This window comes from Wolbachia endosymbiont (group B) of Athalia cordata (genome assembly GCF_947251845.1).
Classification (GTDB): domain Bacteria; phylum Pseudomonadota; class Alphaproteobacteria; order Rickettsiales; family Anaplasmataceae; genus Wolbachia.
Genome location: NZ_OX366383.1, coordinates 435314 through 455848, shown reverse-complemented (window position 1 = coordinate 455848; position 20535 = coordinate 435314). Strand labels below are relative to the sequence as shown.

21 protein-coding genes and 1 pseudogene are annotated in these 20535 nt (G+C 33.4%); 10 read left to right on the top strand and 12 right to left on the bottom strand.

The features are described from left to right. Positions 1-117: 117 nt before the first annotated feature. Positions 118-1194 carry a DNA-processing protein DprA gene (gene dprA, locus OPR30_RS02230; RefSeq protein WP_264377984.1) on the bottom strand — a complete coding sequence of 359 codons (1077 nt, stop codon included), beginning with the start codon at positions 1192-1194 and terminating at the stop codon, positions 118-120. A 61-nt stretch (positions 1195-1255) separates the two neighbouring features. On the opposite strand from dprA, the gene OPR30_RS02225 reads away from it, so the two are divergent. After that, positions 1256-1630, top strand: coding sequence for a ferredoxin family protein (locus OPR30_RS02225; protein WP_265031016.1), 375 nt, complete (start codon positions 1256-1258; stop codon positions 1628-1630). Positions 1631-1662: 32 nt separating this feature from the next. Here the strand turns inward: OPR30_RS02225 and OPR30_RS02220 are convergent, their stop codons facing one another. Both OPR30_RS02220 and OPR30_RS02215 read right to left on the bottom strand, forming a co-directional pair. After that, positions 1663-1929 carry a hypothetical protein gene (locus tag OPR30_RS02220; RefSeq protein WP_265031015.1) on the bottom strand — a complete coding sequence of 89 codons (267 nt, stop codon included), beginning with the start codon at positions 1927-1929 and terminating at the stop codon, positions 1663-1665. A 160-nt stretch (positions 1930-2089) separates the two neighbouring features. Next, positions 2090-2413: a hypothetical protein gene (locus OPR30_RS02215; RefSeq protein ID WP_139686411.1), complete on the bottom strand. Its 324-nt coding sequence runs from the start codon at positions 2411-2413 to the stop codon at positions 2090-2092. Positions 2414-2862: 449 nt separating this feature from the next. Here OPR30_RS02215 and OPR30_RS02210 point away from each other — a divergent pair, with 449 nt between their 5' ends. The 3 genes and pseudogenes from OPR30_RS02210 (at position 2863) to OPR30_RS02200 (ending at position 5902) form a co-directional block, all read left to right on the top strand. Next, positions 2863-3816 (top strand): D-alanine--D-alanine ligase, encoded by a 954-nt coding sequence (locus tag OPR30_RS02210; RefSeq protein WP_265031014.1) that lies wholly within the window; start codon positions 2863-2865, stop codon positions 3814-3816. Further along, complete coding sequence (locus OPR30_RS02205) at positions 3797-4555, top strand: cell division protein FtsQ/DivIB (protein ID WP_264374656.1); 759 nt, start codon at positions 3797-3799, stop codon at positions 4553-4555. The genes OPR30_RS02210 and OPR30_RS02205 overlap by 20 nt, the downstream gene beginning before the upstream one ends. A 226-nt stretch (positions 4556-4781) precedes the next feature. Beyond that, positions 4782-5902, top strand: a pseudogene (locus OPR30_RS02200) (IS256 family transposase). Positions 5903-5979: 77 nt separating this feature from the next. On the opposite strand, the gene ligA reads toward OPR30_RS02200, so the two are convergent. Then, positions 5980-7935, bottom strand: a complete 1956-nt coding sequence (ligA, locus tag OPR30_RS02195) for an NAD-dependent DNA ligase LigA (RefSeq protein WP_265031013.1) — start codon at positions 7933-7935, stop codon at positions 5980-5982. 159 nt (positions 7936-8094) lie between these two features. Between ligA and OPR30_RS02190 the strand changes: the two genes are divergently transcribed. Further along, complete coding sequence (locus tag OPR30_RS02190; RefSeq protein WP_265031012.1) at positions 8095-8961, top strand: ring-infected erythrocyte surface antigen domain-containing protein; 867 nt, start codon at positions 8095-8097, stop codon at positions 8959-8961. A gap of 352 nt (positions 8962-9313) precedes the next feature. Here OPR30_RS02190 and pyrE read toward each other — a convergent pair whose 3' ends face one another. Beyond that, on the bottom strand, positions 9314-9904 hold the full coding sequence (gene pyrE / locus OPR30_RS02185; protein ID WP_265014633.1) for an orotate phosphoribosyltransferase: 591 nt from the start codon (positions 9902-9904) through the stop codon (positions 9314-9316). Beyond that, positions 9901-11085 (bottom strand): dicarboxylate/amino acid:cation symporter, encoded by a 1185-nt coding sequence (locus OPR30_RS02180; protein ID WP_010402120.1) that lies wholly within the window; start codon positions 11083-11085, stop codon positions 9901-9903. Before OPR30_RS02180 ends, pyrE begins: the two co-directional genes overlap by 4 nt. Positions 11086-11206: 121 nt before the next feature. On the opposite strand from OPR30_RS02180, the gene OPR30_RS02175 reads away from it, so the two are divergent. Further along, on the top strand, positions 11207-11677 hold the full coding sequence (locus OPR30_RS02175; protein WP_265031011.1) for a hypothetical protein: 471 nt from the start codon (positions 11207-11209) through the stop codon (positions 11675-11677). 82 nt (positions 11678-11759) lie between these two features. On the opposite strand, the gene murB is transcribed toward OPR30_RS02175, so the two are convergent. Together murB and hemC are read right to left on the bottom strand one after the other, a co-directional pair. Beyond that, positions 11760-12644, bottom strand: a complete 885-nt coding sequence (murB, locus tag OPR30_RS02170; protein ID WP_265031010.1) for a UDP-N-acetylmuramate dehydrogenase — start codon at positions 12642-12644, stop codon at positions 11760-11762. Next, positions 12635-13513 (bottom strand): hydroxymethylbilane synthase, encoded by an 879-nt coding sequence (gene hemC, locus OPR30_RS02165; protein WP_064085264.1) that lies wholly within the window; start codon positions 13511-13513, stop codon positions 12635-12637. The genes murB and hemC overlap by 10 nt, the downstream gene beginning before the upstream one ends. 119 nt (positions 13514-13632) lie before the next feature. Between hemC and OPR30_RS02160 the strand changes: the two genes are divergently transcribed. From OPR30_RS02160 to OPR30_RS02150, 3 genes are all read left to right on the top strand, one after another. Next, on the top strand, positions 13633-14007 hold the full coding sequence (locus OPR30_RS02160; RefSeq protein WP_264374926.1) for a hypothetical protein: 375 nt from the start codon (positions 13633-13635) through the stop codon (positions 14005-14007). Between the two features lie 72 nt (positions 14008-14079). Continuing rightward, positions 14080-15594, top strand: coding sequence for a protein translocase subunit SecD (gene secD, locus OPR30_RS02155; protein WP_010405309.1), 1515 nt, complete (start codon positions 14080-14082; stop codon positions 15592-15594). A 480-nt stretch (positions 15595-16074) separates the two neighbouring features. Continuing rightward, positions 16075-16320 (top strand): transposase, encoded by a 246-nt coding sequence (locus tag OPR30_RS02150; RefSeq protein ID WP_265031009.1) that lies wholly within the window; start codon positions 16075-16077, stop codon positions 16318-16320. Positions 16321-16557: 237 nt separating this feature from the next. On the opposite strand, the gene OPR30_RS06315 is transcribed toward OPR30_RS02150, so the two are convergent. The 4 genes from OPR30_RS06315 to OPR30_RS02135 all read right to left on the bottom strand — a co-directional run bounded on the left by OPR30_RS06315 (position 16558) and on the right by OPR30_RS02135 (position 19884). Next, positions 16558-16629 (bottom strand): helix-turn-helix domain-containing protein, encoded by a 72-nt coding sequence (locus tag OPR30_RS06315; protein ID WP_406829202.1) that lies wholly within the window; start codon positions 16627-16629, stop codon positions 16558-16560. Between the two features lie 280 nt (positions 16630-16909). Further along, entirely contained in the window at positions 16910-17824 is a 915-nt protein-coding gene (locus tag OPR30_RS02145) for an outer membrane protein (RefSeq protein ID WP_265031008.1), read from the bottom strand. A 59-nt stretch (positions 17825-17883) separates the two neighbouring features. Next, positions 17884-19110, bottom strand: a complete 1227-nt coding sequence (gene mtaB / locus OPR30_RS02140) for a tRNA (N(6)-L-threonylcarbamoyladenosine(37)-C(2))-methylthiotransferase MtaB (RefSeq protein ID WP_265031007.1) — start codon at positions 19108-19110, stop codon at positions 17884-17886. A 219-nt stretch (positions 19111-19329) separates the two neighbouring features. Next, the gene (locus OPR30_RS02135) at positions 19330-19884 is read right to left on the bottom strand and encodes a hypothetical protein (protein WP_264377991.1); all 555 of its coding nucleotides are present in this window, start codon (positions 19882-19884) and stop codon (positions 19330-19332) included. Positions 19885-20247: 363 nt separating this feature from the next. Here OPR30_RS02135 and OPR30_RS02130 point away from each other — a divergent pair, with 363 nt between their 5' ends. After that, positions 20248-20496, top strand: coding sequence for a hypothetical protein (locus OPR30_RS02130; RefSeq protein ID WP_007301923.1), 249 nt, complete (start codon positions 20248-20250; stop codon positions 20494-20496). Positions 20497-20535: the final 39 nt, after the last annotated feature.

Sequence of the window (20535 nt, the reverse complement as noted above, 5' to 3'; positions counted from 1 at the left end):
AAATACAACGTTTTTAGTGAGATTACGGAAAGCCAGCATCACACGCTGGAATGACATCTTTCTTGGTGGACTCAAATCATAATGTTTGTAAGGTTGTGGATTTATAACTAAAGCAATCTAGAAAATTAATGATATTTTATTCCCCGGCGAACGCTCTATTTTATTTTCCGTCTCTAGTTCCAAAAGAGCCATTAGAGCTATGTTGGTAGAAAGTCCGCTTGCTAATATAAGTTCATCTATATCAACAGGTACAGAGTTAATATGATCAACTATAACAGATTTTGCCTGTTGTAATTTTTCTTGTTTTTGGTCAGCAACGGTATCAAATAGATTTTTTTGCTGAAGAGGTAAACTAAATCTCACGCTCTCTACTATATCATCAGCGGATTCAACAAGTTTAGCGCCGTTCTTAATTAAATAATTACTACCACTACAGCGTGAATCTAAAGGGAAACCAGAAACTGCAAACACCTCTCTTCCTTGATTCAAAGCAAAATCTGCTGTGATGAGAGAACCAGACTTTTTTGATGCTTCAATTACCACAACACCGAGTGAAAGGCCAGATATAATTCGGTTTCTTTGGGGAAAATACTGAGGCTTTGGTTTAGTAGCAAATGGAAGCTCAGTAATTACTAACCCGCCATTTTCAGTGATTCTTTTATATAGATCAAAATTTTCTCTTGGGTATACTACGTCAATTCCGCTTGCTGTGACAGCAATGGTTGGGTGATTTTTGTATATTACACTGTTTGCTGCAGTATCGATCCCTCTTGCAAGTCCAGAAATTACGATGAAACCAACTTCGCTTAAATCAAGTGCCAACTTATTGGCAAAATTTCTTCCATTGATTGAAGAATTACGTCCACCGATTATTGCAATTATCTCACGGCTTAACAATGATATATCACCAAGTGTAGTTATTACAGGAGGACAACTCGGTATATTCCTTAAAATGTCAGGGTAATCTGGATCACATGCTGGTATTATTTTGGCTCCAATTTTTTCTGCATTCTTAATTTCTTCTTGTACATTTTTAATTCCATAATCCTTGTTAGCCAATTCATTAAGATACTTAAGCACTTCATCTAGTGAGCCACATGCTCTTAGTATACTAAAAAACTTTACTGGTCCCACAGTTCTAGCCAAGCTTAGCCATATTTCTAATTCTTCGTTATTTAATTTATTTATCTTCATAAAAGGCTTGAATTTCTTATCAGTTTAGTGTACCCAAGATAATGCAAATATACAGTATTTTATGACGCATTTTGTTACAGATAAATGCATAAAATGTAAATATACGGACTGTGTAGAAGTATGTCCCGTTGACTGCTTTTATGAAGGTAAAAATATGCTCGTGATTAACCCAGATGAGTGTATTGATTGTGGAGTGTGTATACCTGAATGTCCAGTAGATGCAATTATAACTGATGATTCCATAAAAGATATTCTAGAGCTAGATGAAGGCTTACTGAACAATGAACAAAAAATCTTTAAATCATTTTACAACATAAATGTAGAATATTCGCAAAAGTGGCCAAATGTCACAGCTAAAAAGCAACCCCTAGATACAGCAGAAGAGTATAAAGAAAAAAAGGATAAAACAGCTTATTTTGACGAAAATTTAGGGTAATAGAGTACGAAAGTGGACTCACACTTTTTTGATTAAATAGACATTGAATTGTAAGCATCTATTTCATCTGCCATAGACGATAATTGTGCACTCTCAAAACGGAGATTGTTTGCAATGTCTATTAATTTCTCACTAATTTGTGAACGAGGTTCAGGCACTGAAAAGAAAGCATCACATCTAGCCTTGCACAGAGGTTTGTCTGTTTCATTGAACGCCTCTTCACAGTTTTTATGGCAAATATGAGATAGGTTGCGTGCCTGAAACGTTAATGAATTCGAGTTTTGTGTAGACATAACCATAATATACTCCTAAATTAAAAAACTAACTCCACGGTAGCATTTATGTGTTAATAAAATTGTAATATTTATATTAGCATAATTACTTTTCAGATACGTTTATTACTTTATTGAAAAGTTCAGAATAAATAGAGAGTACAAAAGAAGCCTCACATCTTTTTGGTTAAATAGACATTGAATCGTAAATGTGCGTTTCATCAGAAAATATATCAGCAGATGATATATTACTATCAATATTGTCTGGTTTAAGTTCATTGTTCAGATTCTCGAAATCTTTTTGAATTGTTTCAATTGTCTTCTTTAAATTACCATACTCTCCCCATAACTTGGTATTGGTTAAATGAATATTATTGCTTAGATTCTTGAAATCTTCTTTAATTGTTTCAATTGTCTTCTTTGAGTTATAATGCGCTCCCCATAACGGTCCAGTGATTGATTTAATACAAACTTCACTTAATGAACATTGATTATTATCTTTTTCTGACATAATATTCTCCTTAATTAATATTATATTTAATATAGTATTAAAGTATTAATACTATATTAAATATGGAATCAAAAGTAAATAAAGCAATACAGGAACGTCTTACAGTTGATTCAGTGAATCTTGCACCATAGCTTTAAAGGGTTTAGAAGACTAAGAGTTGGCGATGTGTATTATACAGACACCAAAAACATGAAGTAACTATCGTTACAATAGGATATAGGGACACCATTTACGTTTGAAGGAAATATGTTTTGCAATAACCCTATTCTATAATGCAAAACCCAATGTATTACTTGCAATCTGGTTTCTGATCACAAAGGAACCAGTTTACATAAAACTACTTGCCACCTGCAAATTGCAATATCTGTACAGCTGTGGAATTTTTCAAAGCGTTTTTTCTATTGAAGATAAAAGTATCTTTTATATATGATATATAGCAAAATATTAGGGTGCTTATGGTTCCAACTATAGCAATTTTAAGTGGTGGATTTTCTTGCGAAAGAGAAATATCGCTTATGAGCGGAAAAGCAGTAAAGAAGGCGCTTGATAGCCTTTCATATAACGCAATAGAAATAGATGTTGATAGCAACATTGCTCAAAAGCTTAAAAAAACTAATCCCGCTCTTGCTTTTATTGCTCTACATGGACCTTATGGTGAAGATGGCTGTATTCAAGGTTTACTGGAGATTTTAGGTATAAAATATACACACTCAGAAGTTATGGCTTCGGCTGTTGCTATGAATAAAGTGATGTCAAAGCATATATTCCATTCTCTTAATATCGACACTCCAAGAGGTTATGTAATTAGTCGAGAAGATGTGCTAAAAAATAATATTAAAGTTGATTATCCGTACGTCTTAAAACCGATTAACGAAGGCTCAAGCATTGGAGTACACATGATTTTCTCACATGAGGATTACTTAGAGCTGAAAAATAACAGTTCTACTATAATGGAAAAGATGATCATAGAAGAATACATACCGGGTATAGAGTTACATACTGCTGTGTTGCTGAATGAAGCAATTGGCACTATGGAAATACGACCAAAAAATAAATTCTATGATTATGAAGCAAAGTATACAGATGGATTTGCAGAACATATATTTCCTGCTAAAATTCCTGACAACATATATAGAATGACCTTGGAACACGCACTAAAAGTTCATCAATTTTTAGGATGCAAAACTGTTTCCCGCTCAGACTTCCGTTATAATCCCCAAAATAACACTTTAAAAATGCTTGAGATTAATACACATCCTGGCTTTACTGAATTATCGTTAGTACCAGAAATTGCAAAATTGACAAAAGGAATTCATTTTAATGAATTAATTAAAATTATTGTCAAAGACAGTTTACACCACAAGAATATTAGAGATCAAGCCGATGTTGAACAATGTTACTAGAAGCCAAAGGAGTTTTTTGCGCAAGTGTGCTTTCATGATTATAACTGCACTTTTCCTTACACTAGTACTTTATAGTTCACTTGATAAAATAACAAATCGATTCAATTACTACTTTACTTGGTGTAACGATCGCTTATCGAGCTTATTAATTAGCAATGGATTTTCAATCGACAAAGTAACCGTTACTGGAAACAAATTTACAAATGAACAGGACATTCTAAGTTTAGTAGATAGAACACAACCTATCATGTATGTATCACTCTCAAAACTAACAGATAATATACAATCTGTAAGCGAATGGATAAAACATGTAAGAATTTATAGGATTTTACCCAACACCTTACGCATTGATGTAAATGAACACAAACCTTTTGCTCTTTGGAAAGATGATAACAGAACTTCAGTAATTGACTCTGAAGGTAAAGTAATCGTAGATGATTACCAGATAGATAACCTCGTTATAATCAAAGGACAAAATTCGTTATCAAGCCTAAAATTCATTAAAGATATACTAGAGAGGAAAACTCAATTAAGTGATCATATTTCTTCTTGTGTTTATGTAGGCAATAGAAGATGGAATATCATACTCGATAACAGTGCCACAGTAAAATTGCCTGAAGATAATCCTTATAGCGCATGGGATTATTTAAGCCACTTGCAAAATACAACCGACTTTACTTTTAGCAATTGGAGCGTAATTGATATGCGTGTTGCTGATAAGATCTTTGTGAAGAAGTGATCTGCTCGGTGCTCCTTTTAATTTCATGCAAGTAGCCCTTTCTCTGTCATCCGAGTAGCTTAAAACTGGAATCCAGATTACAAGTAATTGATTGGGTTGGGTGAGTATGGGTTTTGCATTATAGAAGGAAGCATTAACCATTACTAAACAAAAACGGGAGTGTTAAATAAACTGTGTCAAACCGAGAAGTAAAGTAATAAATTGATAAAAAAATGGAGGTTTGACAATGAGTCAAGCAAACACAACTACCAGTTTGGTAGACTATAAAGAATTAGAAACAAATATCTTATCATCTATACGAGAAGGAAGACCATTGACGGAAAGAGATGGAGCATTAACACCATTTATAAAAAAACTGCTAGAGGGAAGGCGAGATAGAAAACCATTTGTCGGCTGAAAGCGAAGAAAACAACCGAAGAAATTCAAAGACTTTACGGACAAGTATTTGAACTATTGACACCAAGAGATAGAGAAGGAAGTTTCGAGCCACAAGTAGTCAGAAAAAGGCAAACAAACCGAACTTGAAGCAAAGGTTTTAAGTACATATGCCAGTGGCATGGGATATAGCATCGCATGTAGAAGAAATATAAAATATCTGCAGCAGAGATATCAAGTATTACTGACAAATTGTTACCGGTAATCAACGAATGGCGCAGTCGTCCGCTGCAATCTGTATATCCAATAGTGTTCATGGTTTTTTAAGGTCAAGGAGGACGGGCATTGTGTAAGCAAATGTATGTATAACATATTAGCAAAATGGCAGAAAAGAAGTTTTGGGTTTTTATTTGGCTGAAAGTGAAGTTCTGGTTGGGAGTACTAAATGACCTAAAAGAGAGAGGAGTAGATGATATTCTGATAGCTTGTGTTAAAAAGCTTTCCTAAAGCTATAAACAGTGTATTTCCTAAAGCAGAAATGTATAGTACATCAGATAAGAAATTCACTGAAATATGCATCGAGCAAAAGTTTTCATGAATGATTTGAAAAAAACATATCAAGTAGAGAAATTGCCGAGAATTATTTACTTGAACTGGAGGAAAAATGGGGAGAAAAATATCCGTTGGTTTTGGGAGAATAATTGGGAAAATTTGTCTAGTTATTTAAAATATTCTGGCCCTGTAAGAAAATTAATTTATACCACAAATCCTATTGAGGGACTACATAGACAGATCAGAAAATTTACTAAAACCAAGGGCTCATTTACTAGCACAAATGCCTTGTATAAACAGGTATATTGTGCTATAAAAAAGGTAAGAGAAAAATGGACTATGCCTATACATGATTGGGCTTTAACTATCTCTCAACTTGATATCTTTTTTCCTAGTAGGTTAAAAATTGAGTTGAACTAAAAATGCGATTTGACACAGTTTATTTAACACTCCCATTCTTCTATCAGTTAATTCATTCCCGTCAGATTAAGTTGTGTTTAGCACAATTTGTTCCACTGTTCTTCATATAAAATTTCCACACCCAATTCCATTGCTTTTTTATATTTTGAACCTGGATCTTCTCCTGCAATTAAATAGTCAGTTTTAGTAGAAAGGCTTGAACTGATCTTTGCCCCTAAAACTTTAGCTCTTACTTTTGCCTCCCCTCTGCTCATAGCACGTAGCTTACCAGTAAACACTATAATTTTGTTATTCAAAAAAGAATCGCTAGAGTTGGAGCTCACGGGAAGAATTTGCAGATATGCAGTAAGATCATTTAACATTTTAATGTTACGTTCCTGAGAAAAAAAAGATTTTAAAGATTCAGCTACTTTTTCTCCTATACCATCTATACCTACCAACTCAACATCATTTGATGACATCGAATTATACCAGTTATCATAAGATACATAATAATTTGCGAGCAATTCTGCTGCAACTTGGCCGATAAATCTGATACCCAAAGAAAATATGAACCTATCTAGAGTGATTACTCTTCTGTTTTGTATAGCACTTAATAGATTAGCTATTGACTTCTCGCCCCAACCATGATGCTCTTTTAAGGAAAACTCTTTTAATCTTTCCTCTAAAATAAAAATGTCTGGAATTTGTCTTATTAGTTCCAGGTCATAAAAAAACTTTATTTGTTTTTCACCAAGGCCAACAATGTCAAATGCATCTTTTGACACAAAATGTTTTAGTTTTTCTACTATTTGAGCCTTGCAATTAAATTCTTTAGGACATCTTACTGCAACTCCTTCAATCTGCACTTTACTACCACATTCAGGACATATGTCAGGAAACACAAATTCAGGCATATTTGCATGACGAGAACCTTCATCTACTTTGACAATTTGAGGAATTACATCTCCAGCTCTTTTAATTGTTACAACATCTCCTTCTCTTATGTCTTTACGTTTTATCTCATCTTGGTTATGTAGACTTGCTCTGCTAACTAGCACTCCGCCAATATTGACTGGTACCAAATCTGCAACTGGAGTTAAAACCCCCGTTCTACCCACCTGTATAAATATTTTATTTAACTTTGTCTTTGCATAAACCGCAGAAAATTTATATGCAAGCGCTGAGCGTGGCGCTTTGTGTGTACTTCCCAGACGACTTTGTAGCACCAAATCATTCACTTTATAGACTATCCCATCGATATCATAATCCAAGTTATAACGATAATCATAGATCTCGTTATAGAACTTTAGCATTCCATTCAAACTACTTGTTAAGGAACGATGCTCATTTACGCAAAAACCAAGTTTCTCAAGTTTTTCTAGTACTTCACTTTGACTTTTCTCTATTCCACCAATTAAAGAATAAGCAAAATATCTAAGAGGCCTTTTTGCTGTAATGTTCGCATTCAATTGCTTTAAAGAACCAGCAGCTGCATTTCGAGGATTAGCGAATTCATTATTTTCATTTAACTTTAAAAAGTCGCTGTTACTGATATATATTTCACCCCTTACTTCTAGTCTTCCTTGCACATCTTGTAAAAACTTAGGAAAGCCCTTTATTGTTGCAACATTGTGAGTTACATCCTCTCCTACAAAACCGTCACCTCGAGTTGCAGCTTTAACAAATTTCCCATCTTCATAAATTGCAGAAAATGACAATCCATCAATTTTTGGCTCACATAATATCTCTATTTCATCTGCAATTAAAAATCTCTTTATTTTAGACAAAAATTTTTCTACACCTTGTTCATCATAAGCATTCTCAAGAGAAAGCATAGGTTCTTGATGTTCCACCTTAGAAAATCTCTCATCAGGCGGAGCACCAACACTATCTTGTGTTGCATAAGCTTCTGGCTCTATTGCAGCTAACTTTTTTTTCAGTTCATCATATTCAGCATCACTTATCTCTGGCTTACTTTTTTGATAATATAAGATATTATGATAATTAATTTGATTTTGCAGTTTTTCTCTCATCTTTTCCAAGTCAGTCATGATACCAATATAACGCTCTTTGTCGTCAAGTCATGAATTTTTTCAAAAGGTACTATAAATTTATACTACTACCCTGAAAAATTATTATACTGATATTAATATAATTTTTGTACTTGTATATTAATATTAGTATAGTTTTTAAATTAAGGAGTATATTATATGGCAAAATATAGTAATAATTCGAACGATCAACCAAGCTATTATAATCTAAGATCACATTTTGACCTGTTCAATTCACTACCAAAAAATTCGGAAAGTCAATCGAGTTACGACACACAGAATACAGTATGGAAAGTACACAGGAACCAGCCACAAAATTCAGAAGGTCAATTGAGTTCTGAAACTTTAGCATATGGTGTGAGTGATACATTAGGAGGCTGGTTGGGCATAGATAAAGCAGCAAAAAAAGCAGCAGAACAAGTAATATCTAAAATGGGTAACGATTTAAAACTAGAAGCTAGAAAAGCAGCTCAAGATGAAGTAAAAAAAATTGAAGGAAAAATGCTGACGTTAGCTGAAGATAAAGCTAACAGAGTAGCTAACCAAAAAGCTCAGGAAGTAGAAAAAAATATATTGAAGTCCATTGATAAGACAGTAAAGTCAGTAGAAGCAAATGCTGAAAAAGCAGCAAAAAATGCAGCTGAAAAAGCAGTGAAAAAAGTAGGACCAGAAGTTGCAGATTTGCTAAAGCCAGAAATAAAAACTCAGGTAGAAGAAGAAGTAAAAAAATATACTGAAGAAAAGATTGAAAGCCTTATCAAACCTGAGATCACAAGCAAAATAGGTGATTTTCTCACTGAACAAAGTGAAGAATCAAGCAAATTTCTAGAATATGAAATGAATAAGTTAATCGAAAATGCACATAGGGATTTGGATACAAGAATAGACAAGATTGAATGCGAACTCATAGAAGCAAAATCTGAGGTTTTAAAAACTGCTGCAAATAGTTTCAATGAGAGTGCAGAATTATTGTCTCTTATGGCAAAAAATGAAACATGTGCAAACCAAGATTTAGTGTATTTTTAGTTATAACAGGGTTTTTATGGGCAAAATTCATAAAAACCTTAGCTAAATCAAGAGAAAAGTATTTGTCAAGTTGCATGGCTACTGTGCAAAATATTGAAGCAAAAAGGTTTCATCCCAGTGCTTACTACCTTGTCATCCCAGTGCTCAGACACTGAGATCCATTGTTCCTTTCTGGATTCCATCGTCACGCGCTGGAATGACACCTATTATTGTTTTACTTTATATCTTTATTTGTCTATCTTATTTTGCCATTCTGCTGAACGAATACAGGGAAAATAAACTGTAATATCTAACTTTGGTGAAAAAAATATAACACGTAAAAGTTACTGAATCACTTTAGCCATATATAGAATTATTTTGTTAAATATTCTCTACTCCCAGGTTTCATTATAGGTAATTGTTTTAATTCACTTGGCAGTTCTTCCTCGCTATAGTTTTTGATATTTAGTTCAATCAAAGATATTACAGGAAAGGGCAGTTTTGTTTCACTATTTCTCTTGATCAAAGAAGCTCCAGCAACAACTTTACCTCCCTTCTCTTCTCCACATTTTACTGCTTCAAGTGAAGATTTACCTGTGGTAATCACATCTTCAATTAGTAAGATTTTCTCACCTTGTTTAATCTCAAATCCACGGCGTAATTCAAATTTACCATTAACACGTTCGCAAAATATTGTTCGGATTCCAAGCTGTCTACCAATCTCATAACCCACGATTATTCCACCAATCGCAGGAGATAGTATTAAATCTATGGGTTCAATAAGCTCTTTTCTTATTTTATTCGCCAATAGCTCACAAACGTTCATTGCTCTGCTTGGATTTTCAAAAATTTTAGCGCATTGTATGTAAGTGTTGCTGTGCAGCCCTGACGAGAGTACAAAATGTCCGTGCAAAATCGCACCAGCCTCTTCAAATTCTTTTATTATTGTATTATCTAATATCATTCTTGAGTTTGAAATTCTTTATTAATTATCTGCGTTATACAGATATCAGACCACACATTTATTGCAGTTTCAAACATATCAATGATTGTATAAATAGGCAAAATCAATCCCATAATGTACAAAGGAACATTCATTGATACCAAATAACTAGTTGCCATAAAATAGCACCCCATCGGCACTCCAGCGTTACCAATTGCAGCTCCTGTAGCTAAAAAAATCCATATGAACATCTCACTTAAGGAAAATGTGTGCCCATTCATCTCTGCAACAAACATCACTGTGATTAAAATAAATGCAGCACACGCATTCATATTGACTGTTGTGCATATTGGTAGAATAAAAGATGACAATTTCTTTGGTACCTTTAGCTGATTTTGCACACATTCTATAGTTGTAGGCAGCGTCGCGCTGGATGATTTAGAAAAAAATGCAAGCGTAAGTGCTGGCATAACACCTTTCATCGTTTGAATTGGTGATATACCTTTATACCACATGAGTAGTGGCAAAATCACAAATGCTTGCACGAAATTTGCAGACATTATGCAAGCAAAATACCAAAAAAGACTATGGAATTCGCTGCCACCTTTTAACTCGTATAAAAAACATGTGATAAAAGACCATACAGCAAGAGGAATAAACTTTAATAACCCTTGAGCAATTCTAAGAAGTGTATCAAATAGTGCAGAAAATATTTGGTGTAATATATCTTGTTTTTCTTTTGAGAGCGAAATAATAGCTCCACCCATCAAAAAAGCAATCAATATGCTGCCAATAACGTTATTTTCAAGAAAAACTTGCACAAAATTCGAAGGAATGAGTGATTTTAAGTATGAAAAGTAATTGTGGTTGCTGTCACTCACACTTTCTATTGTGTTACTTATGAAATTTTTTCTTACTGGATCTATGAATAAATAGAAAGATAGCGCAACAAATGCAGCTATAATGGTTGTAAGCAGCGTATAAAACAGCGTCTTCTTAAGTAATACTTTAATTTCAATTGAGTCTTTAAGCCCTGAAATTGTGGACACTATAGATAGAAAAACTAAAGGTAAGCTAATCAATTTCAACAGACTGATGAATATATCGCTAAATAGCTTTGCTATTTCAAATATTACTTCATTGTTTAAATAGTAAGCAATTACCGCAAACAGTATAGAAAAGAGTATTGCAAGTTTGCGCATTGAAAATAAAACCTCAAAATAACATTATATAACAATTTTTGGAATTAGGTTAATATAACTTTACAGATGAAGGAAAAATGAGTAACATTTCATTATTAATTAAATATACATAGAAGAAGGTATGGGTCCAGAAATTAAAAAGCGTTTAAAGTCTTATGGGGTAGCAGCTATAATAGGAACACTTATAGGCTTTAGTTTAAACTTTGCAGCTTTATCACCTTTAATCATAGGCGGAATTATTTCTTTTGTTTCTACATACTCATTTCTCATTTTAATTACTTCCAGAGAAGATAGTCTTAAGCATTATGAAAAAACAAGCCAAACAAAGCTAATAGCTTATTTTTTATGTACCTTAGCTACCACTGCCGCAGTAGGGATTGGTCTTGGTGCAGCTATAGGTACTATTTTTCCTGCTGTAATGTTAAATATAGAATCAGCAGCTTTGATGAGTGCAACAATAGGAGTTATTGCACCAGTTGTAAGTCTTTTTGCATTAGGTTTATTAGCATTGACGGCTGAAAAAATAAATGAATGTATTATAGAACCTACAGTCGAAAAAGTAAAAGAATGCTTTTCTTCAAAGGAAGCATAAATTATCCTCGCAAAATAGTGTACCTTGGACTTAAATTGAAGTGTACTCAATTGAAATAGGTCATATTAGAGAAGGTTAGAAGTTACCTACCCAAAACCCTTATCTCCCACTCAAGTTCAATGTTAAATTTATCTTTTACTGCATCTTTTACTCTGTTGCCAAGGTTTTCTAAGTCAAGTGCAGTTGCATTATTGTAATTGAGTAGAAAATTACAATGTTTCTTAGAAATTTTAGCTACACCATTATCTAATCCTCGGCAGCCAGATTCATCAATCAGTTTCCATGCCTTGCAGCCTATTGGATTTTTGAATATACAACCAGCAGTTTTTCCTCTTACTGGTTGGCTTTTATTTTTTTTATCAATAACTTCTTTCAATCTTTGAAATATAAGCTCATACTCTGAACTTACTCCTTTAAATTCAGCTTCAATAAAAATCCACCTGCCTTTTAGACTATGTCCACGATAAAAATATCCCATTTCTTCGCTGGAGAATTCATATAAATTTCCATCTTCTAGATTCACTGCCCTTATAAATTTTACAACACTCGCAATATCACTACCATATGCACCTGCATTCATTTCTATTCCACCGCCAACTGTTCCTGGAATTCCAGCAAGAAACTCAAGCCCACTAATTTGCTGTTCCCCTGCAAAGTAGGCAAGGTTACTAAGCAGTGCAGCACCACCTGCAACTATGGAGCTATTATCTTTACATTTAATATACGCAAATTCCTTACCTAATTTCACCGTTATTCCTCGAATGCCACTATCTCGAATTATTATGTTGGATGTTGCACCGATAACGCTAATTGGTAACTCCGCATCTTTTATCAAGCACATTAGATCTTCAATGTCACGTGGCTTAAATAGTACATCAGCTTGGCCACCAACATTTAACCAAGTCATTTTAGACATTGAAACATTATAACGGTAGATTCCACATACTTTAGGTAAGCTTATAAGCATTTTGATTTTAACTCTAATCCTGCATCCATACCCATTTTTTCTGCATCTTCTACAAACGAAGTGCGTTCAGTAAAGTATATAACTCTCTCGCCCGCTAACATACAATAAAGATGTAGCATGTTTTCACTCACATATTCTGCTAAAGCTGCAAGCGGTGTAAAGCATGAACCATTTACTGTCTTCATGAAACTGCGCTCTGATTTTGCCCTTATAAAAGACATATTATTATTAATTTTCTCTAAAAGATCGATAACTTTTATATCATTCTTTCGGCATTGAATGCAAATTGCCCCCTGCCCTACTGCGCTTAACATGACTTTTGGTGGCAATACCTCTGTAATTAAGTGATATTTTTTTAATCTTATCAGCCCTGCTTCAGCTAAAATCATTCCATCAAAATTCTGATTTTGCAGTCTAGTTGTCACATTTCCACGCAGTGTCACTACATTTAAGTCCGGCCTGAGATTTAACAGCTGAACTTTTCTTCTTATTGAAGAAGTTGCAATTGTAGCCTGCTGTGGCAAAGTTTTTAGGCTCTTATATTTATGAGAAATAAATACATCACATGGACTTATCCTCTCTAAAACACAAGGAATTGTTAAGTCCTTCGAGAAAAACGCAGGTACATCTTTTAGCGAATGAACCGCCATATCTATATTATTTTTGAGTAATTCAGCCTCAATCTCCCTGAGGAACAGTCCTTTACCTCCTATTTCAGCAAGGGTTACATTAGCATATTTATCACCAGAAGTTTTGATTTTAATGATCTCAACGGATAGATTAGGAAAAGACTCTAATAATCTTTGTTTTGCTTCCAAAGCTTGGATGATCGCAAGGTCGCTTCCTCTCGTACCTATTTTAACTAGCATATATCCTTCATATTATATGTCTATATTCTATGTCCATTTTTTATTATCTCCAGTTTAGTTATTGAATACTTTATAATTAGTGCATAGTATCACGAACATTTAGTAATCGACGAGTATGTATGTTTGATATTTTAAAAGATTCTAATGGCAGATTTAATAAAAAGAATATTTTACCTCTTGTAGGTGCCACTGTCGCTATTATTCTAACAGCATTAAGTTCAGTAGTAGCAATTCCCAGATTTTCCTCTCATCCTTCTCTATCTAGTCCTCTCGGTTGGAAAGATCCAAGTTATAGTGAATTTCTTGCTATTCACATACCAGCTACCATAGTTACTTTCTCAATACTTGGTTTATGCATTTACCTTCCGATTGATAGCATTAGAAAAAATAAACAAATAGAGAATCTTAAAGCTACCTCTGAACCTCATTCATGGATTTATAATGATATTTTAGAAAAACAAACGCAGACCATCAATTATAGATCAGGGCTTTAGGCGGTCCTAATCTTTTAGGTGCTTGTGATTAGCAACTATTCGGTCTACAATGCACTAATATAGTTTAAATTTATGCCAAACAAGATAATAGTTAAATCTCTTTCAGTGTTACTAATTTTTTTGCTGTCCTTATATATAATACTGCCAAATTTTATTGATAATAAGTTCTTTACCTCAAAAAAGAGAATAAATTTAGGGCTTGACCTGAAAGGTGGATCATCTCTGCTTCTAAATGTAGACTTAGATTTTTACTTCAAAGAGAAACTAAGCATGCTAACCGATGAAATAAAAGAAGGTCTGTTAACACAAAAGATTGAATTTAGCGCAAAAAACGATAAACAAGTGGTTGTAACTTTAAATAATATTGATGATTACAAAAAAGTTTCAACGTTAATACATAAAATAAACCCAAATTTAGAATTGAGTAGAAAAAATACTGCAATTTTCATTTCATATAAACCGCATTATAAGAATTCATTAATCAATGAAGTAGTTTCAGAGTCAATAGTTAATGTTCAAAGACGCTTAGATAAGCTTGGTACTAAGGAAGTAAGTGTGCAAAAACAAGGACAAAATAAGATATTAGTCCAAGTTCCTGGAGTAGAAGACACTCAGCAGATAAAATCTCTGCTTGGCAAAACAGCCAAGCTGGCCTTCCATTTGGCAAACACCAATGTAGCTAAAATGCAAGATATCGATCATGACACTACGATTATGCTCAAGGATTCTTTGGGTAATTCCTACCCGATATTCCGCAAAACTGAAATAGGCGGTGATTCATTAGTTAACGCATCAGTTAGATTTGGCAATTTAGGTAAACCAACAGTACATTTCAAATTCGACAGCATAGCAAGTAAAAAATTTGCAAAAATTACTAAAGAAAATGTAGGAAAGCCTTTTGCAATTGTTTTAGATAACACAGTCTTAACTGTACCAACAATACGTGAACCTATTCTAAATGGAGAGGGAGAAATTAGCGGTAATTTCACTGAAAAACAAGCGAGTGAACTTGCAATACTTTTAAAATCAGGTGCACTACCTGCACCACTTAAAATAATTGAAGAAAAAAACATTGGTCCAAGCCTTGGAGAAGAGTCAATAAAAGCAGGAGAAATTGCAGCAATAATCTCTATCATAGCCGTTGGTTTATCTATAATCATTACTTACGGGAAATTAGGCTTATTAGCGTCTGTTGCACTCGTTTTTAATGTAATCTCTATACTACTCATTCTTACCTTACTTGAAGCAACTCTTACTCTCCCTGGAATTGCTGGAATTGCGCTAACTGTTGGCATGTCAGTGGATGCAAATGTTTTAATATTTGAACGCATCCGCGAAGAAATAAGAGCAGGAAAAAGAACAGCTCGTGCCATTGAAGAAGGATTTAAAAACGCAATAAAAACAATTCTTGATTCAAATCTCACTACACTGATTGCTGCAGGAATAATGTTCATTATTGGTAGCGGAGCAATTAGAGGGTTTTCTGTCACTTTATCGATAGGAATCCTGTGCTCGATGTTTTCTGCAATTATAGTCACAAAACTTCTGATAGAATTGTGCATCAACCCACAAAAGCTAGTACTTTAGTATCTGTTCAGCAGAGTGACAAAATAAGATAGACGAGAAAAGACAACTAAATGGTTGTCATGAAAGTAGCTATCCAGTCTTTTCGTCGTCAAAAACGTTGTAACATGCTCACCAATTTAGTGAGCATAAAACCAATATATTTGTGGAGGAAAAGGAAAAAAGAAACAGAAACCATCTTCAGGCTATCACAAAGGATATGGCCATAAGATTAAAGATATGGATAGATTTATCAAATTTCTGAATGGAAATCAGGATATTAGAATTGAAAAGATAATTGAAGAATTTGGTAATATGTGTAAAAACACAGTATATAACTACCTTAGCAAAGTAAACTATAAATATAAAAAAAACTTTTCTTTATCGAGAAAGAGATAAAGAGAAACGCAAAGAGTTCATAAAAAAAGTAGAAGAAATAAATAAAGGAAACTTGATATACATAGATGAGTCTGGAATAGAGGACAATGAATTTTATGAATATGGGTGGTCTCAAAGAGGAAAGAGGTTATTTGCCCAAGGTTTAAAAGAAAGAGGGTAAGCATAATTGGAGCACTGAATGAAGGAAAAGTTAAAGCACCATGGATAATTGATGGCTACTGCAACAGCGAGATTTTTGATGCTTATGTAGAAAATGTACTTGTCCCTGTATTTAAACCTGGACAGACTATTGTTCTCGACAATGCGAGAATCTGCAAGGACGAAAAATTTGATAGAAAATATTGGGTGTAAAATTTTGTTCTTGCCTCCATACTCGCCAGATTTAAATCCGATTCTGATCAAGCACGACATAAGAAAGGCTCTACAAACCTTTTGGCCCAATATTAATTCGGCTATTGATTTTGTTTTTCAGTGCTCGGGCAAATCTTACTTCGGTTAGCTATATTACTAAAATCTCGTATTCTACATTTGACTTTAATAGCTCTTTATCTTCCTGAAATCTGAATGTTTTATCAATGCATCTTCTATTCAGCCGTTAGCAATACTTTCACTTATTCCATAGCTTTGCGCTATATGGAAATATGTACGGTATTTACGCAAATATTCTAGTGCTATTAACAAACATGCATTGTTTAATTTGGTTTTCCTCCTCTTGCATTTTTCTTGCCTCTTCCTCTATTAAAATTTCTATTATTTTTCCAATGTTTTTCTTTTTACTCCTCTTAGTCTTCGAAGCTTCTCTTCATCAAGTTTACTTACCTGCTCAAAATTTATACCTTCCCTAATATTGCTTCTACTACTTGTTTCTTAAGTTATCCAAGAAGTCTAATGGCAAGCACTGACCACTTTTGCTTCAGATGCCCTTGAACAGATATTATTACTAGAAATTAAACATCAAACCAACTTCAATATTATGAGTGGATATATCGTCTGCAATAGGTGTTGGAATATTAAAGTAACGATAGCCGAGAAAGGTTTTAACTTCTGGAATTACTGAGTAATCAACACCAAGCTTTATTTGATAAACAAGCCAAGGAACATTCAGTGGCACTAAATTTTTAGATGATTTATCAATCCTTTTTAATCTAAAAACTGTTGATCCTATACCAAGACCAATATACGGAGCAAATTGAGTATTTTGAACATTAGGGTTATAGTAAAAATTTAATAAGAATGCAGATACACTTGCTGATTTATCAAATACCGGAGGAGAGTTACTATCTTCAATATTGACTTTAGAATACATGGTCTCAAAATCAACTCGGCCATTTTCTCCAGCATAGTAACCTACAGATATGCTGCTAAGCCACTGAAAATCAATTTTACCGTTAAATTTTTTTATGTTTTTAATTTCATCTCCTAAGAATAGGTCTAAAAGAAAACTACCATAACGGCCCTCAGCTAAAGCAAGAATTCTTTTTCCTATTTCACGTATACCCTCCACAAATACTTCTGAGCTATCAGAATATATCTTACCACCATTAGCACTAACATAGAAATCAAGTTTTTTTGATTTTTCCTTTGTAGGTTCAGCTTGATCTGCAATACTTGGCCACATATTTTTCTGATTAGCTACTTGGAAAACAGAAGGTGAACTACTTTCAAGTTCTTGACATTTTATTGGCACTTCTTTTTCAGTAACTTCTTCAGAATGTATCACACTTTCATTATTGTCCGTTTCTAATTTTAAGGGCTGCACTTGCTCAATGTGTGTATTGTTACTGATATAAGTAATAAAAAAATAGACACACGGAATGAAGATGAAAAATAAAGCAATAGATATTCTAATTATCATAAATGAATTATCACTTATAGTATAACTACTATATCATATATTCCTTTAATGTACAAAAATTAAGAAATAATATTTCCAATTAAACAATTATTTTCTATTCCTTTAACATGAGCTTTCACAATACTTTTAGCTTGAACTCTTGATGTAAGTTTTATTAATGCAAAATTTTCTGTTCTACCAATATTATTCTGCTCAACCAAAACGCTTTGCTCAGTGCCGAGCAAAGATTGATAAAAACTGCTCATCATTTCTTTATTTATTTCTCTTAGATGCTTTACTCGTTCTTTACGTACATTCTCTGGTATTTGTGGCATCCGTGCAGCAGGTGTGTTTTTCCGCTCTGAATATGGAAAAGCATGTAGATAAACTACACTTATTTTTTTCAGTAAATCAACTGTATCCTGAAACATTTCATCAGTTTCTGTTGGAAATCCAGCAATAATATCAGCGCCAAATGCTATATTAGGTCTTAAGCTCTTCATTTTATGACAAAATTCTATCACTTGTTCTCTATTGTGACGACGTTTCATTCTCTTTAGTATTAAATTATTACCAGACTGTAGACTCAAGTGTAAGTGAGGCATAAGTCTTGACTCATTAGCTATTAAATCCATTAGTTCATCATCAACTTCAGCAACATCAATAGAGGAAAGTCTTAGTCTCTTTAACTGTGGTATATCCTTTAAAACTCTTCTAATCATTGAACTGAGTGATTGCTTACCAAACAAATCTGTACCAAAGTCAGTAATATCAACACCTGTAAACACCACTTCTTGATACCCATTTTCTATAAAAATCTTAATTTGCTCTATAATATTGTTTACTGGCACAGATCGATTATTTCCTCTTGCCTCAGTAATTGAGCAAAATGTACAACTATGATTACAACCATTTTGAATTTCAATAAATGCCCTTGATTTATCTTCAAATCCATTAATGAGAATAGGTTCTACTTGGTTATCACTGACTAAGATTTCATCATTATTTAGTAGATAATTTTCAGCTCTTAGCTTGTCTTGATTACCTAGCACTTTACTTACACCAGGAATATCACTATATGATTTAGGATCTAATTGAACGGCACAGCCAACTACGATAATTTCTTTACTTGGGTCGTTTTTATAGATCTTACGTATTTTTTGCTTCACTTGGCGTTCTGCTTCGTTTGTCACTGCACAGCTATGCACTACAACAACATTTTCTCTCTTTGCTTTTTTTAATGCTTCTTTGATTAACTCACTCTCGTAGAAATTTAGACGACAACCAAATGTTATTACTTCATTCATGCTTTTGCTTTAATAGATCTAAATTATATCAAATATCCAAGCAAAATGACTATTTTTTTGGTAGATATTATAATTTAAGCATAACCTCTAGAGTTGAAAATCACAGGAAGAATTTGTAGATATACAGTAAGATCATTTAGCATTAAAAAAAGCTTAAGGCCAATGATGTTAACCTCAAGCGAATATAAACCAAAAAACATTTTGCTAAACCTTGAAGCTCTACCATGCAAATTCATCTATATCATTTGGTACATAAGTGTCAGAATAAGCTTCATCCAAACTTTCTGCTTTCCATGGAAGCCATGAAGAAGGTTTTATCTTCTCTAAAACTTTACCTGGTATTGATGTTATCTCTTGCTTTACGTCTTCTTTTAATTTTTCTATTTGTAACCGAGCAAAATCTTCCACGCGAACCATGAGTTTATCTGTTAGCTCTTTTATCATGTCTTGATTTTGTTCTGCAACTTTCTTTGTAATAGGTACGACAATTTTACTTATAATCTCCGTTCCTAATGGAACAACGATTTGCTTTGCAACCTGATCACTAACAGGTTTAATAAGGTAATCTGCTATACTCTTTGCTGTATCTCCAGTCAGATTTGTTATTTTTTTTAAACTATCACCAATAATACCATAGTTTTTTTGGTACATCATATCTTCATCAGCAACTTCATATCTTCCTAAATCATCATACATTCCCATTTGTTGGTGAGACAATCCATTTGCATCAGATACATATCCGTATTTATTAAGTGAATTGGAATTAGACCGCATAACATTCTCCTAATTATTTATATATGCCTATTTTAGTATGAAACAACTAACAAAACATTAACTTTTAAGAACTCTTCTCAATTAATACATCAATAAAGGTAAGACCATATAATTTTCTCCTTTCTTGATACTATTCTCCTCCGAACTTAGTTCACACAGTTATTCAGACACTTCTGAATTTACCACCCCCAATTCCACTGCTTTTTTATATTTTGACTAGGTCTTCTCCTACAATTAGATAATCAGTACTCTTATCTGAAATGTACCATATAACTACACCAAGCTACAAATATGACACAAGAGTTTAGATTATTTTAGTTATTCTCTTGTATAAGATACTCTTTATATCAAAAAGAGGACCATATGAGTGAAGCAACTTTTTCTGAAAAAAATCAGCTTTCTAGAGAAGACATAGCAGAGTTAACAGAACTTATGTGTCTTGAACGAAGTGAAGTAAGTGAAAGTGGAACAGGGCTATTAGAACTTATAGCTGAACAGGAGCAAATACTTGAGGATTTAGGAATAGAATCAAAAGAGCTTTTATGTTCTCAGCATACAGGAATGTATGAGAACCTTAGTCAGCCCTATTCTACGGATCTCGAGGTTTTATAGCAGATATATAGATTATCATTATTATTGATACCTACTCAA